This window comes from Streptomonospora alba, from assembly GCF_000826685.1.
Taxonomy (GTDB): domain Bacteria; phylum Actinomycetota; class Actinomycetes; order Streptosporangiales; family Streptosporangiaceae; genus Streptomonospora; species Streptomonospora alba.
The window spans coordinates 37,466-52,475 of record NZ_JROO01000046.1; the positions used below are offsets into that span (position 1 = coordinate 37,466).

Consider the following 15,010-nt stretch of genomic DNA (forward strand, 5'->3'; position numbering starts at 1 on the left):
TTTTCAGGCGAATCAGCGGCGGTTTCGGAGCGACGGAAACCGGCCGTACAGGGGTGCTCTCCGCGGTGCGCCGGTGTCGCGGGCGGGGTTTCAGCGCTGCTGCGCGACGGGCCCTCCGGCCGGCGAAGCGGCGATCGTGAACGGAGTGTGACACGCGTGGTGTAAATCGTTGACGCAATTCTGTACAGCCTGGTAAACAACCAACTGCTCCGTGCGTCACGATCCCTGTACACCCCGTCTTCCCCCGCACCGCGAACCCGAGGGGTTGAGCAGCACATGGTCCGACCGCAGGATCCCGCCCGGCCCGCCGCCGGCGCGCCGAAGAACCGCACGGCATCGGGCACCGCCGCCGCCGTCACCGCAGCAGCGCTCATCGCCGCCCCCGCCCTGTCGGCCGCCGCGCCGGCCGCCGCCGAGACCGCGGACGGCGCCGACACCCTCACCGTCGCCGCCTCGCAGCCGGTCGACTCGCTCAGCCCGTTCCTGGCCCAGCGGCTCATCAGCACCAGCATCCACCGGCTGGCCTACGACTACCTCACCAACTACGACCCCGAGACCAACGAGACCATCCCCGGCCTGGCCGAGTCCTGGAAGACCTCCGACGACGGGCTGACCTGGACCTACACCATCCGTGACGACGCGACCTGGAGCGACGGCGAATCCGTGACCGCCGAGGACGTCGCCTGGACCTACACCACGATGACGGAGGACGAGAGCGCCGCCACCGCCAACGGCACCTTCGTCGCCAACTTCGAGGACGTCGAGGCCGTCGACGACTCCACAGTGCGCATCGAACTGAAGCAGCCGCAGGCCACCATGCTGGCCCTGGACATCCCGATCGTGCCCGAGCACATCTGGAAGGACATCGGCGACCTCGGCTCCTTCAACAACGACGAGGACTTCCCGATCGTCGGCAGCGGCCCCTTCGTCATCACCGGCCACGAGCCCAACCAGTCGATCACCCTGGAGGCCAACGAGGACTACTGGCGCGACCCGCCCGAGTTCGACCGGCTGGTGTTCCGCTACATGCCCGAGCAGGACGCTCAGGTCGAGGCCCTGCGCGCCGGCGAGATCTCCTTCGTCAGTGGGCTCACCCCCGCCCAGGCCGACGCCCTGAAGGACACCGAGGGCGTCACGGTCAACACCGGCGACGGCAAGCGGTTCCAGGGCTTCACCGTCAACCCGGGTGCCGCCACCCGGGACGGCGAGGAGTTCGGCGACGGCCACCCCGCCCTCAAGGACCGGGTACTGCGCCGCGCCATCATGCGCGCCCTCGACAAGGACGAGATCGTCGAGAACGTCTACGGCGGCTACGCCCAGGCCGCCGACGGCTACATCCCCGCCCGCTACGACACCTACCACTGGACGCCCCGGGAGTCCCAGCGCCTGGACTTCGACCCCGGCGCCGCCAACAGGATGCTCGACGAGGCGGGCTACGAGCGGGGCGACGACGGCGTGCGCGTCTCGCCCGACGGCGACCGGCTGAAGCTGCGCATGCACGTCCACAACGACAGGCCCGACTACGTCGCCATGGGCAAGCTGATGGCCGAGCGGCTGGGCGACATCGGCATCGAGATCGACAACCGCACCGTCGATCCCGGCGTGCTCAGCGACGCCCTGCACGCCGGCGAGTACGACCTCATCTTCACCGGCTGGACGGTCAACCCCGACCCCGACTACGTGCTGGGCATCCACACCTGCGACGCGCTGCCGAGCGAGCCCGGCACCATGCGCAGCGACTCCTACTTCTGCAACGAGGACTACGACCGCCTCTACGAACGGCAGTTGGCGACCTACGACGACCCGCAGGCGCGCGCCGAGACGGTCGAACGGATGCAGCGCATCCTGTACGAGGAGGCCGTGGTCAACGTGCTGACCTACGCCGACACCCTGGAGGCCTACCGCTCCGATCAGATCGCCTCCATCCAGGTCCAGCCCGACCCCGGCGGCAACATCTGGGGCCAGGACGGCCACTGGTCGTGGAGCTCGGCCGTTCCCGCCGCCGATTCCCAAGCCGGCGCGGACGTGCCCGTGTGGGCGCTGGCGGGGCTGGGCGCCGTAGTGCTGGTCGCCGTCGGCGGGGGCGTCTACGCCATGCGCCGCCGCGCGGCCAGCGCCGAGGACCGCGAGTAGCCCGTGGACACCCCCTCAGGCGCCGGCCGGCCCGCGGCGGGCCCCACCGCCCGCCGCGGCCGCCCCGGCCTGCACCCGGCAGTGCGCTACCTGGGCGGGCGCGTCCTGACCGCAGTGGTGTCGCTGCTGGCCGTCATGGTCACCAGCTTCTTCCTCTTCCGTGTACTGCCCGGCGACCCGGTGGCCGCGCTCACCCAGGGGCGCTCGGTCAGCGTCGACCAACTGGAGGCCATGCGCCGCGACTTCGGCCTCGACCAGCCGCTGCCGCAGCAGTTCGTGGACTACTGCCTGGGCATGATGACCCTGGACTTCGGCATGTCGTACCAGTACCGGGTGCCGGTCTCCGAGCTGATCGCCGAGCGGCTGGGCCCCACCCTGCTGCTGGCCGGCACGGGCACCGTCATCGCCGCGGTCCTGGGGCTGGTGCTGGGCACCCGTTCGGGCTGGCGGCGCGGTTCGCTGATGGACCGCGTCGACACCGGTATCGCGCTGACCCTGTGGTCGGTGCCCTCTTTCTGGCTGGGCCTGCTGCTGATCGTGCTGCTGGCCTCGGGCGCCGGACTGTTCCCCACCAGCGGCATGTCCTCACCCGGCGTGGAAGGCACCTTCGCCGTGGCGCTGGACGTGGCCCACCACATGGTGCTGCCCGTGGCCACCATGGTCGCCGTCGTCTACGCCCAGTACATGATGATCATGCGCTCCTCGGTACTCGACGAGATGGGCGCCGACTACCTGACCACCGCCCGCGCCAAGGGTCTGCGCGACGCCGTGGTGCTGCGCCGCCACGCCGTGCCCAACGCCCTGCTGCCCACCGTCACCCTCATCTTCCTCAACCTGGGCCGCGTGGTCTCCGGCGTCATCCTCATCGAGACGGTGTTCGCCTGGCCGGGGCTGGGCTCGCTGTTCTACTCCGGGCTGCGCGTGCCCGACCTGCCCATCGTCCAAGCGCTGTTCGTCGTCTTCGCCGGCTCGGTGATCATCATGAACCTGCTGGCCGACCTGGTCTACCCGCTGCTCGACCCCCGGGTGCGGACATGAGCCGCGCCGCGCTGGTCTGGACGCGCCGCCGGCGGGCACTGGCCGGCTACGCCCGCGCCTTCGCGGGCAACCGCGGCGGCATGGCCGGCCTGGCCGTGCTCGCGCTGATCGGACTGGCCGCGCTCACCGCCCCGCTGTTCGTCGACGACGCCGCGCTGAGCCACACCGGCGCCGAAGGCGGCAGGTTCCAGCCGCCCGGCCTCGACCACCCGCTGGGCACCGACGCCTTCGGCCGCTCCGTGCTGGACCTGGTGGTGTGGGGCGCCCGCATCTCGCTCACAGTGGGCTTCCTCGCGGCGTTCGCGTCGGTGGCGCTGGGCACGCTCATCGGCGTGGTCGCCGGCCACTACGGCGGATGGCCGGGCAACGTGCTCATGCGGGTCACCGACTGGTTCGCGGTGCTGCCCGCCCTGGTCATGGCCGTCGCGCTGGCTGCGGTGATGAGCCGCAGCACCCTGACCATCATCATCGCCATCGGCGTCACCGCCTGGCCCACGACCGCGCGCGTCGTGCGCGCCCAGACGCTGGCGGTGGAGGCCCGGCCCTTCATCGAGCGGGCGCGTGCGCTGGGCGGCGGCCACGCCCACGTGATGCTGCGGCACGTGCTGCCCAACGTCATGCCGGTCGTGCTGGCCCAGACCACGCTGCTGGTGGCCGAGGCCATCCTGATGGAGGCGACGCTGGCCTTCCTCGGGCTGGGCGACGCCGGCACGATCTCCTGGGGCGGCATCATCGAGGAGGCGCGCAACGCGGGCGCCGTCAGCTCCGGGATCTGGTGGTACATGATCCCGCCCGGCGTGGCCATCGCCGTGGTCGCGCTGTCCTTCACCATGTGCGGGCGCGCCCTGGAGGGCGTGCTCAACCCCCGGCAGCGGGAGCGCCCATGAAGCAGAGCACCCCGGCCGGCGCGACCGGCGAGCGGCCCGCACCGGCAACCGCCGACGCGGGCGGCCGCTACCTGGAGGTCGACGACCTGTCCGTCTCCTACCGCACCGCCGGCGGCGAGATCCCCGCCGTGCGCGGCGTCTCCTTCGGCCTTGAGCCCGGGCGCAAGCTCGGCGTCGCCGGGGAGTCGGGCTGCGGCAAGTCCACCGTCGCGCTCGCGCTGCTGCGGCTGCTGCCCCGCTCGGCGCGCACCAGCGGGAGCGTCCTGCTCGACGGCGAGGACGTGCTGGCCATGCGGTGGGGCCGACTGCGCGCCGTGCGCTGGTCGGGGGCCTCGATCGTCTTCCAGGGCGCGATGCACGCGCTCAACCCCGTACAGCGCGTCGGCGGCCAGATCGCCGAACCCCTCCTGGTGCACGGCCGCGCCGACCCCGCGCAGGCGCGCGGGCAGGCCGCCGAACTGCTGGAACAGGTGGGCCTGCCCGCCTGGCGGGCCCGCTCCTACCCGCACGAGCTCTCGGGCGGCCAGCGCCAGCGCGCCATGATCGCCATGGCCCTGGCGTGCCGCCCGCAGCTGATCGTCGCCGACGAGCCCACCACCGCCCTGGACGTGATGATCCAGGCGCAGATCCTGCGGCTCATCGACGAACTGGTCGCCGGCCTCGACATCAGCATGCTGATGATCAGCCACGACCTGTCGGTGCTGGCCGAGACCTGCGACCGGCTCGCCGTCATGTACGCCGGGCGCATCGTGGAGGAGGGCCCGGCCGAGGAGGTCTTCGCCGCGGCGCGCCATCCCTACGGCGCGGCGCTGAGCGCGGCCTTCCCCCGCGTCGGCGACCCGGCCTCGCGGCGCGCACCGCGCGGCCTGCCCGGCGACCCGCCCGACCCCGCGGAGCTCCCCTCCGGATGCGCGTTCCACCCCCGCTGTCCCGAAGCCCAGGAGCGCTGCTCCCGGGTCGACCCCCTGCTGTGGCCCGCCGGTGCGGACCGCAGCGCCGCCTGCGTGCGCGTGCTCACCCCCGAACAGGAGCGCGCGGCCGGCGTGCCGCCCGCCGACGAGGGAGGCGGCGCCGATCGCGGGCACACCGCCGAACCGGACCCCGACGGCGCCGCGCCCGCTCAAGCGCGGCCGCACCCCCAGGAGTGGTCATGAGCGCTCCCGCCGATCCCGCCCGCGGCAGCGCAGCGGGTGGAGCCCCGGTGCTCAGCACCGCCGGCCTGCAGATCGCCTTCAGCGGCCGTTCCGGCCGCGCCGCTGCGCGTGCTGTGGACGGCGTCGACCTGGAGATCGGCGCCGGCGAGATCGTCGCGCTGGTGGGGGAGTCCGGGTGCGGCAAATCCACCCTGGCCCGCGCCCTGCTGGGCCTGGTGCGGCCCACTGCCGGCGCGGTCTCCTTCCACGGCCGGGGGCTGGTGTACCGGCCGCGGGACCTCAAGGCGTTCCGCAGGCGTGTGCAACTGGTGCTGCAGGACCCCACCGGCGCGCTCAACCCCCGCCACACCGTCTACGACGCGGTCGCCGAAGGGCGGCGCATCCACACCGGCAGCACCGCCGACGAGCGGGACCACGTCGCCGAGGCGCTCTCGCGCGCAGGGCTGCGTCCGCCCGAGCGGTTCTTCCTGCGCTATCCCCACGAGCTCTCCGGCGGGCAGCGCCAGCGTGTGGCCATCGCCGGCGCGCTGATCCTGCAACCCGAGGTCATCGTCGCCGACGAGCCCGTGGCCTCGCTGGACGCCTCGGTCCGCGGGGAGATCCTGCAGTTGCTGCTGCGGCTGCGCGACGACTACGGCCTGGCGGCGCTGGTGGTCACCCACGACCTCGGGCTGGCCTGGAACATCGCCGACCGCGCCGCCGTGATGTATCTGGGCCGCGTGGTGGAGACCGGCACCGTGGAGGAGGTGCTCGCCGCGCCCCGCCACCCCTACACGCGCGCGCTGCTGTCGGTGCTGCCCGAGTCCAGCGCCGGCGAGCAGCAGATCCTCGCGGGCGAGCCCCCCGATCCCACGCGCATCCCCGCCGGGTGCCGCTTCCACGTGCGGTGCCCCGTGCTGGCCTCGGGCGCGGCGCAGGCGGCGGGGGTCGCCGATCGCTGCCGTTCCGAGGACCCGGGCATGCTCGGCGGATCCCCCGGGGTCGCCCAGGTCGCCTGCCACTGGGCCCACGCTCCGGAGCCCGAGCCCGCCGAGTGGGCGGGGCCGGGGTGAGCGGTCCGGACTACCGCGCCGCCGGCCGTTCAGGCGGGACGCGGATGACGCAGCCGCTGCGCGGCAGCGCCGGCAGCCGCCGCATGTCCACGGTCGTGTCCTGCTGCGGCACCGCGTAGCGCATCCCGGCCAGGCGCCGGGCGACGGCCGCGATGAGGGCCACCGTGATGGGCTCGCCGGGGCAGCGGTGGTGGATGTCCGGGTAGCCCGCGCCCTGAGGGACGAAGTCGTAGGGGCCGGGCCGGTGCTCGCGGAAGCGCTCGGGGCGGAACTCCTCGGGCGCCTCCCACAGGCGGGGGTCGTGGTTGATCCCGTACAGGTCGAGCAGCACCCGCTGTCCGCGGCGGACACGCCGGCCGCACAGCACCATGTCGTGGCGTGCGCGGGCCGCCGCCATCGGGAAGAACGGGTAGAGTCGGCGCACCTCCTGGGCGAACAGCTCCGCCGGGTCGGCGGCGCCGTCGCCGCCATCGGGTCCCTGGTCGGCGAGACCGCGGATCCAGTGCGGGTGGCGGTGCAAGGCGTGGGCCGCGAAGGCGAGGTAGACCGACACCGCCACGACCGGCCGCACCACGTTGAGCAGTTCGACCCCGGCGACGCGCTCGTCAAGCAGTTCGCCGTTGTGGTCGCGGTGCCACGCGACGACGTAGGCGGCGGTCTCGGCGGGCGGTGCGATGCGGCCCGCGCGGATGCGGCCGACGACATCGGCGGCCCACCGGTCGGCCGAGCGCCGACTCCGCCGGGACCGCCAGTGGCGCGGCCCCACGCGGCCGGCGTCGTCGAAGAGCGCGGTGATCTGGTCGGTGCGCCGGGCCGCGTCGGCCCGGGGCAGCGGTACCCCCGCCCAGGTGCACACGGCGCGCGTCAGTACGGCGCGGAACTCGTCGTAGAGCACGACGCGCTCGCGCCCCCGCCAGTCCTGGGCGGCGCGGTCGAGCTCCCGCTCGGTCAGCGCGGCCAGTTCGGCCACCCGCTGCTGCGACATCAGCGACACGAACAGGTGTTTTCTGCGCCGGTGTGCCGCACCGTCGAGTCCCTGGACCCCGCCGCGGCCGAAGAGGGTCTCGACGATCCGGCCGGGCGCCGCGTCCTGGCGTGTGAAGTGCCGGGGGTCCTGGAAGACCGCCGCGGCCTCGGGACCGGTGACGCACACGGTCGGCTCCAGCAGCAGGCGCGTGGTGAACGCCTCGGTGCCGCGGCGCCGGCAGCGGCGCGAGATGAATCGGTAGGGGTCGCGCAGCAGGGCCGGGGTGCGGTCCACCGGTGCGCTTCCGAGCCTGGGCGCCATGCTCCTCCCTCCGGCGGGAGCCGTTCCGCAACACACCCGCCCCGCCCCGGCGACTACCCCGGAAGGCGGCGGTGACGCGGAGCGAGGGGCTTCTGCGGCGAATCCGCCGCACGCCGCGCCGCGATGAGGCACCATGGGGAGCGTGGACGCCCAACACGTAGCGCTCCTGCGCGAGCTCCTGGCCTCGACGCCGTGGCTGGACCGCACCGAGGACTTCGCCAAAGCGCTCCGCCGCACCCGCGACCCCGGCGGCCTCATGCTCATCGGCACTCCCGACGAAGAGCCCTGGCATCTGGCCGCCCATCTCGACGACGAGGCCCGCTACAGCGGCCTGCCCCAGCTCGCGCCCAGCCTGGTGCGCTGGCAGCCGCCGCCGGACGCACCGGCCCACTTGCGCATCGGTCTGGACCGGCTGGCCGAAGCACGGCGCGGGCAGACCCTGTTCGTGGTGAACTCCGACGAGGAGGCGCCGGTTCCGCTGCTGGAGCGCATCGACGACGCCCGCCGTACCGGCGCGACGATCCTCTCGCTGGACCAGGGCGACCGCGAGCTCTCCTCGCTCGCCCACGAATCGATCAGTCTGCGCCCCGAACGCGAGCCGCTGACCTTCGAAGGGCTGCAGCACCTGGTCAGTACCGCCGCCGGGCAGCCCGGCGCCGAGCGCAAGCCGGGGCTGCGCGAACGGCTCTCGCGGTTCCTCGACGTCGTCAGCGGGCCCCGGATCCTCGACTGAGGCCCAAGCGCCGCCCCACACGGCCCGAGGGGCCGCGGCGCCGGTCTCGGCGGCGCCGCGGAAACCGGGCGCCGGTCGTCCGCAGTCTCGGGGTCAGTCGCCTTCCTGCTCATCCCACGCTTCGTTGCGCTCGGCGGCGATGTTCAGCGCGGCGGCGGCCGTGGCCTCGTCGGGGTAGGGGCCGAGCCGGTACTTGCCCGGGCACCCGGGCCCCTGCTCAGGCCTGCTGTGTCGGAGGCAATACCACCACTGGCGGTCCTCGCCCGGGGTGGCCTGGTCCCGGTCGCTCATGGTCGGCTCCTGCTGATTCGTCCGGTTTTCGCTTGCCTGCTCCTCGCCTCTTACCCGCGTGTCGGCGTCCCGACGCGGATCGGTGCGGGTCCCCTAAGAACTAGAATCGGAAGACATGACTACTCCGCTGGTTCCCGGGCGCATCTCGCCGCCCCGTTCGGTCCCCTCCGCCATCGCGCGTCCGGAGTACGTCGGCAAGAAGCGCCCGGTCGAGGGCGTGCTCGGCGACGTGCAGACCCCCGAGACCGTCGAGGCCATGCGCGACGCCGGGCGCATCGCCGCCCAGGCGCTGCGCGAGGTGGGCAAGCACGTGGCGCCGGGCGTGACCACCGACGAGCTCGACCGCGTCGGCCACGAGTTCCTCTGCGACCACGGCGCCTACCCCAGCACCCTGGGCTACAAGGGCTATCCCAAGTCGCTGTGCTCCTCGCTCAACGAGGTCATCTGCCACGGGATCCCCGACGACACCGTCATCTCCGACGGCGACATCGTCAACATCGACATCACCGCCTTCATCCACGGCGTGCACGGCGACACCAACGCCACCTTCCTGGCCGGCGACGTCGACGAGGAGTCCCGCCTGCTCGTCGAGCGCACCCATGAGGCCACCATGCGCGCCATCAAGGCGTGCCGCCCCGGCCGCCAGCTCAGCGCGGTCGGCCGGGTCATCGAGTCCTACGCCAAGCGCTTCGGCTACGGCGTGGTCCGCGACTTCACCGGGCACGGCGTCGGACCGGAGTTCCACTCCGGCCTGGTGGTGCCGCACTACGACGACCCCCGCGCCACCACGGTCATGGAACCCGGCATGACCTTCACCATCGAGCCGATGATCACGTTGGGCACCGTCGACTACGAGGTCTGGGACGACGGCTGGACGGCGGTCACCGCCGACCGCAAGCGCACCGCCCAGTTCGAGCACTCGCTGCTCATCACCGACGAGGGCGTCGAGATCCTCACTCTGCCCTAGGGCAGGAGCGCCCCGCCCGGGCCCGGGGCCCGGCGGCACAGCAGGCGGCGGCAGGCGAAGGGAGCGGACGCGGTGCGGATCCTGATCTCGGCCGACATGGAGGGGGCCACCGGAGTCACCTGGCCCGCCGACGTCACTCCCGGCACCGAGCAGTGGCAGCGCTGCCGGTCCATGTTCACCTCCGACGTCAACGCCGCGGTGTCGGGGTTCTTCGCCGGCGGCGCGCGCGAGGTGCTGGTCAACGAGGCGCACGCGACGATGCGCAACCTGCTGCTGGAGCGCCTGGACGAGCGCGCCTCCATGATCACCGGCAGGCACAAGGACCTGTCGATGGTCGAGGGCATCCAGCACGGCGACGTCGACGGCGTGGCCTTCCTCGGCTACCACAGCGGGGCCGGCGCCGAAGGGGTGCTCGCCCACACCTACCTGCCCAACTCCATCACCGGGGTGTGGCTGAACGGCGAGCCCGCCGACGAAGGGCGCCTGAACTCCTACGTCGCCGCCGAGTACGGCGTGCCCGTGCTGCTGATCACCGGTGACGACAGGGCGTGCGTCGACGCGGCCGCTTTCGCCCCCGACGCCCACACCGTCGCGGTCAAGCGCTACATCTCGCGCTACGCCGCCGAATGCCGCCCGCCCGGCGCCACCCACGGCGACATCGCCGAGGCCGCGGAGGCGGCCGCGGCCGAGGCGGGCGGGACCGAGCCCGAGCACCGCGGTCCGCTCACCGTGGAGGTCGAGGTCGACGCCGCCCACCTGGCCGGTGCCGCCGCCGTGGTGCCCGGCGTGGAGCACGTTTCGCCCCGGCGCGTTCGCTACACCTGCCAGAGCGCCTTTGCTATGATCCGCTGCTTCAAGGCTGTCACCACGCTCGTCTCCAACGCGGTCGAGGCCGACTACGGCTGAGCGGGCGGGATCGGGGACCGGCGGCGGCCGCCGCCGGGGCAGCGGGCACAGACGGGGAGGCACGCACGAGGTGGAGCGCGTCCGCACAGCACAGCGGCCGACGGCGGGTCCCGGGGGAGGGGAGGACCTCGACCGGCTCGACGAGGAGGCGGTGCGGTTCACCTCCGAGCTGATCCGCCTGGACACCACCAACCGCGGCGGCGGCGACGGGTGGGAGCGGCCCGCCGCCGAGTACGCGGCCGAGCGCCTGGCCGAGGCGGGCCTGCAGCCGCAGGTGCTGGAGTCGGCTCCGGGCCGCGCCAACGTCGTCGCCCGCGTCGCCGGTGCGGATCCCTCCGCGCCGGCCCTGCTCGTCCACGGCCACCTCGACGTGGTGCCCGCCGATCCCGCGCGGTGGAGCCGGCCGCCGTTCAGCGGGGAGGTCGACGGCGGCCTCGTGTGGGGCCGCGGCGCCGTCGACATGAAGGGCACCGACGCCATGGTGCTGGCGCTGGTGCGGCATTGGGCGCGCACCGGCCGGCGGCCCCGTCGCGACCTCGTGCTCGCCTTCACCGCCGACGAGGAGGACAGCGCCGCCTACGGCGCCGAGTGGCTGGCCCGCGAGCATCCCGGCCTGTTCGAGGGCTGCACCGAGGCCGTCGGCGAATCCGGCGGCCACACCGTGCACGCCACCGCCGCCGACGGCACCCCGGTGCGCCTGTATCCCGTCGGCGCAGGCGAGCGGGGCACCGCCTGGCTGCGGCTGCGCGCCGAAGGCACCGCCGGGCACGGCTCCAAGACCAACCGCGACAACGCCGTCAGCGCGGTGGCCGCGGCTGCGGCCCGCATCGGCGCCCACGAGTGGCCGGTGCGGCTCACCCCGGTCACCCGCGCCGCCCTCGACGGCGTCGCCGCCGCAACGGGCGTCGGTGCCTCCACCGCCGACCCCGGCTTCGACCCCGCGCGCGACACCGACGCTCTGGTCGACAGCCTGGGCGATGCCGCCGAGCTCGTCCGGCCCACCGTCCGCTGCAGCAGCGCGCCCACCGTGCTGGAGGCCGGCTACAAGGTCAACGTGATCCCGGACCGGGCCGAGGCCGGGATCGACGGCCGCGTGCTTCCGGGCGCCGAGGAGGAGTTCGCCGCCACGCTGGACGCGCTCACCGGCGACCGTGTGCAGTGGCGGTACCAGCACCGCTCCCGGCCGCTGCAGTCGCCGGTGGATGCGCCCGTGTTCGCCGCGATGCGCGAGGCGCTCCAGGAGTTCGACCCCGGCGCGCACGTGGTGCCGGTGTGCCTGACCGGCGGAACCGACGCGAAGCAGTTCGCCGACCTGGGCATCCGCGGCTACGGGTTCTCGCCGCTGCGCCTGCCGCCCGAGCTCGACCACGGCGCGCTGTTCCACGGCGTGGACGAGCGCGTGCCGGTGGACGGGCTGCGCTTCGGGGTGCGGGTGCTGGACCGCTTCCTGCGCGGAGAGGACTGAGCCCGCCCTCCCCGCGGCCCCCCGGCCCGCGCCCCTGCGCTCCCGCGCCGGCACCCCCGCACGGCAGCCGACTGCAAACGAGACGACGAGGAAGGGCGATCGGCCTTGAACCACGGCCCCACCTGCGGATCCTGGCCATCACCGATCGGCGCCGAGGACGTCGCCGCCCACGACGGCGCGCCGAACTGGCCGGCGGCCCTGGGCGAGGAGGTGTGGTGGGCCGAGCCGCGCCCCGCTGAAGCCGGCCGCGTCACGCTGTGCCGCACTCGGCTGGACGACCCCTCGGCCCGCCCCCGGGAGATGCTTCCCGCGCCGTGGAACGCGCGCAGCCGCGTCCACGAGTACGGCGGCAGGCCGTATGCGCTGGTGCCCTCGCCCGAAGGCACGGCCGTGGTCTTCACCGAGTTCGGCGACCAGCGCCTGTACCTGTGGCGGCAGGGCCGAGAACCGCAGCCGCTGACTCCGGAACCCGAGACCCCCGCCGCGCTGCGTTACGTCGAGCCCGTCCTCTCGCCCGAAGGCCGCGAGGTCTGGTGCGTGTGCGAGCGCCACACCGGCCCCGCACCCACCGACCTGCGCCGCGCGATCGTCGCGGTGCCGCTGGACGGCTCGGCGGCCGAGGACCCCGACGCCGTGCGCGAGGTCGCCGCCGGCCATCGCTTCCTGGCCTGCCCGCGCGTCTCGCCGGACGGGCGCCGGCTGTCCTGGATCGGCTGGGACCACCCCGACATGCCCTGGGACAGCACCCTGCTGCACGTGGCGGACCTGGGACCGGGCGGGCGGGTCTCCGGCGCGCCGAGCACCGTCGCGGGCGGCCCCGGGGTCTCCGTCGTCCAGGCCGAATGGGCCGACGCCGACACCCTCTACTGCGTCGCCGACCCCTCCGGCTGGTGGAACCCCTACCGGTTGGTCGCCGAGGGCGGCGCCTGGAGCGAACCGCAGCCGGTGGCCGCCGCCGAGGAGGAATTCGGCGGAGCCCTGTGGCAGCTCGGCTACACCTGGCTCGCCGTACCCCGCCACGGGCCGGTCGCCGCCGTGCACGGCCGCTCCACCACCGGACTCGGCCGGATCGACCCCGCAACCGGCGCCGTCGCCGACGCCGACACCCCCCACACCGAGTGGTTCGGCCGGCTGGCCGTGGGCGGCACCGGCGGTGACACCCTGGTCGGCCTGGCCGCCGCGCCCGGGATCGCCCCCGAAATCGTGGCCGTGGGGCCCAGCGGCTCCTGGCGCTCGCTCAGCGCCCCCGACCGCCACGGCGCCGCAGACACCTCCGGGAGCGGGACCGACGCCTTCGCCGACTACATGCCCGTTCCGTGGGCGCGCGTGTTCACCGGCCCCGGCGGACGCGAGGTGCACGCCAACCTCTACCCGCCGCGCAACCCCCGGCACGGGCCCGCGCCGGGGGAGCGCCCGCCGTACGCGGTGTGGGCGCACGGCGGGCCCACAGGCCGTACGCCGATGATCCACGATCTGGAGATCGCCTACTTCACCAGTCGCGGGATCGGCGTCGTGGAGGTCAACTACGGCGGATCCACCGGCTTCGGGCGCGCCTACCGCGAGCGGCTGCGGGAGAACTGGGGCGTGGTCGACGTGGAGGACTGCGTGGCCGCCGCCCGCGCCTTGGCCGGCGAAGGGCTCGCCGACCCGGACCGCATCGCCGTCCGCGGCGGCAGCGCCGGCGGGTGGACCGCCGCGGCGGCGCTGGCCTTCACCGACGTGTTCGCCTGCGCCGCGATCCTCTACCCCATCGTCGACCTCGCAGGGTGGCGCACCGGCGAGACCCACGACTTCGAGTCGCAGTACCTGGAGAGCCTCGTGGGCCCCTGGCCCGAGACCGCTCGTCGCTACGCCGACCGCTCGCCCGTCAACCGCGCCGGCGACATCGACGCGCCCTTCGTGCTGATGCAGGGCCGGGAGGACGCCATCTGCCCGCCCGCCCAGGGCGAGCGGTTCCTGCAGCGCGTGCACGCGGTTCCGCACGCCTACCTGGCCTTCGACGGCGAGCAGCACGGGTTCCGCCGCGAGGAGACCATCAGAGCGGCGCTGCACGCCGAACTGTCGCTGTATGCCCAGGTGCTGGGGTTCGCGACCGACGCGCCGCAGCTGGAGCTGCGCCCGTGAGGGAAGGGGTGCGCGGGCGGCGGCTGCACCCCGGCGACGCCGTCTCGGTGGTCGCCCCCTGCAGCCCCGTGCCCGCCGACGTGCTGGAGACCGGACTGGCCGTGCTGCGCGGGTGGGGGCTGGAGGTGGTCGAAGGCGAGCACCTGCGCGGCCGCCATCCCCGGCTGCCCTACCTGGCCGGCACCGACACCGAGCGCGCGGCCGACCTGCAACGGGCGTGGCTGGACCCGCGCACCGCCGCGGTGTTCTGCGCACGGGGCGGTGACGGCGCCCACCGGGTCCTGGACCGGCTGGACTTCGACGAACTGAGGCGCGCGCCGGTCAAGGCGCTCGTGGGCTTCAGCGACGTGACCGCGCTGCACGAGGCCCTCGCGGTGGAGCTGGGGGCCTCCAGCCTGCACGGGCCGGTGGTGGCCCTGGAGTCCTTCGCCGAGGACGCCGCTGCCGCCGAGCATCTGCGCACCACACTGTTCGCACCGGAGGCGGCCACCGTGCTGAGCGCGCCCGGCGCCGAGACCCTGGTCGGGGGCACGGCGCGCGGTGTGACCGCCGGCGGCAACCTGAGCGTGCTCAACGACAGCCTGGCCGCGCCGCACAGCCGCGCCTCGGCCCGCGGCCGCATCGTGCTGCTGGAGGACGTGGCCGAGGACGTCTCGCGGATCGACAGGATGCTCACCCAGTTGCTGCGCAGCGGCTGGCTGGACGGCGCCGCCGGGCTGGTGCTCGGCTCGTGGGAGCAGTGCACGCCCGACGCCGCGGCCGTGCGCACGCTGCTGCTGGAGCGCCTGGAGCCGCTGGGCGTGCCGGTGGTGGGCGAATTCGGGTTCGGCCACCGTCGTGCCCAGATCACCGTGCCGCTGGGCGCGGCGGCCACGCTGGACGCCGACGCGCGCACCCTGACCCTGGACCGGCCCGCCCTGGCCTGAGGGGCCGCCGCACCGGCGCCCGGTCCACCGCATCGGGGTGACTCGC

General features: G+C 74.2%; 13 protein-coding genes. 11 read left to right on the plus strand and 2 right to left on the minus strand.

Annotated elements, in window-relative coordinates:
• The first annotated feature begins 276 nt into the window (after positions 1-276).
• The 5 genes from LP52_RS22400 to LP52_RS22420 are packed head-to-tail and all read left to right on the plus strand — an operon-like array spanning position 277 to position 6,264.
• Complete coding sequence (locus tag LP52_RS22400) at positions 277-2,133, plus strand: ABC transporter substrate-binding protein (protein WP_040276353.1); 1,857 nt, start codon at positions 277-279, stop codon at positions 2,131-2,133.
• 3 nt (positions 2,134-2,136) lie between these two features.
• Positions 2,137-3,171 (plus strand): ABC transporter permease, encoded by a 1,035-nt coding sequence (locus tag LP52_RS22405; protein ID WP_040276354.1) that lies wholly within the window; start codon positions 2,137-2,139, stop codon positions 3,169-3,171.
• The gene (locus LP52_RS22410; protein ID WP_040276355.1) at positions 3,168-4,058 is read left to right on the plus strand and encodes an ABC transporter permease; all 891 of its coding nucleotides are present in this window, start codon (positions 3,168-3,170) and stop codon (positions 4,056-4,058) included. The genes LP52_RS22405 and LP52_RS22410 overlap by 4 nt, the downstream gene beginning before the upstream one ends.
• A complete protein-coding gene (locus tag LP52_RS22415; RefSeq protein ID WP_084723413.1) occupies positions 4,055-5,212 on the plus strand; it encodes an ABC transporter ATP-binding protein in 1,158 nt (385 codons plus the stop codon). The genes LP52_RS22410 and LP52_RS22415 overlap by 4 nt, the downstream gene beginning before the upstream one ends.
• Positions 5,209-6,264: an oligopeptide/dipeptide ABC transporter ATP-binding protein gene (locus LP52_RS22420; protein ID WP_052810153.1), complete on the plus strand. Its 1,056-nt coding sequence runs from the start codon at positions 5,209-5,211 to the stop codon at positions 6,262-6,264. Before LP52_RS22415 ends, LP52_RS22420 begins: the two co-directional genes overlap by 4 nt.
• Before the next feature lie 10 nt (positions 6,265-6,274).
• On the opposite strand, the gene LP52_RS22425 is transcribed toward LP52_RS22420, so the two are convergent.
• The gene (locus tag LP52_RS22425; RefSeq protein WP_040276356.1) at positions 6,275-7,552 is read right to left on the minus strand and encodes a cytochrome P450; all 1,278 of its coding nucleotides are present in this window, start codon (positions 7,550-7,552) and stop codon (positions 6,275-6,277) included.
• A gap of 133 nt (positions 7,553-7,685) precedes the next feature.
• Between LP52_RS22425 and LP52_RS22430 the strand changes: the two genes are divergently transcribed.
• Positions 7,686-8,285, plus strand: a complete 600-nt coding sequence (locus LP52_RS22430; protein ID WP_040276357.1) for a hypothetical protein — start codon at positions 7,686-7,688, stop codon at positions 8,283-8,285.
• 93 nt (positions 8,286-8,378) lie between these two features.
• Here the strand turns inward: LP52_RS22430 and LP52_RS22435 are convergent, their stop codons facing one another.
• Positions 8,379-8,576: a hypothetical protein gene (locus tag LP52_RS22435; protein ID WP_040276358.1), complete on the minus strand. Its 198-nt coding sequence runs from the start codon at positions 8,574-8,576 to the stop codon at positions 8,379-8,381.
• Between the two features lie 115 nt (positions 8,577-8,691).
• Here LP52_RS22435 and map point away from each other — a divergent pair, with 115 nt between their 5' ends.
• The 5 genes from map (at position 8,692) to LP52_RS22460 (ending at position 14,964) form a co-directional block, all read left to right on the plus strand.
• Entirely contained in the window at positions 8,692-9,543 is an 852-nt protein-coding gene (map, locus tag LP52_RS22440) for a type I methionyl aminopeptidase (RefSeq protein WP_052810154.1), read from the plus strand.
• A 72-nt stretch (positions 9,544-9,615) separates the two neighbouring features.
• Complete coding sequence (locus tag LP52_RS22445) at positions 9,616-10,449, plus strand: M55 family metallopeptidase (RefSeq protein ID WP_040276359.1); 834 nt, start codon at positions 9,616-9,618, stop codon at positions 10,447-10,449.
• Positions 10,450-10,600: 151 nt separating this feature from the next.
• Positions 10,601-11,914: a M20/M25/M40 family metallo-hydrolase gene (locus LP52_RS22450; protein WP_052810158.1), complete on the plus strand. Its 1,314-nt coding sequence runs from the start codon at positions 10,601-10,603 to the stop codon at positions 11,912-11,914.
• 105 nt (positions 11,915-12,019) lie between these two features.
• Positions 12,020-14,038 carry a dipeptidyl-peptidase 5 gene (locus LP52_RS22455; protein ID WP_040276360.1) on the plus strand — a complete coding sequence of 673 codons (2,019 nt, stop codon included), beginning with the start codon at positions 12,020-12,022 and terminating at the stop codon, positions 14,036-14,038.
• The gene (locus LP52_RS22460) at positions 14,035-14,964 is read left to right on the plus strand and encodes a S66 peptidase family protein (protein WP_052810155.1); all 930 of its coding nucleotides are present in this window, start codon (positions 14,035-14,037) and stop codon (positions 14,962-14,964) included. Before LP52_RS22455 ends, LP52_RS22460 begins: the two co-directional genes overlap by 4 nt.
• The last annotated feature ends 46 nt before the right edge of the window (positions 14,965-15,010 follow it).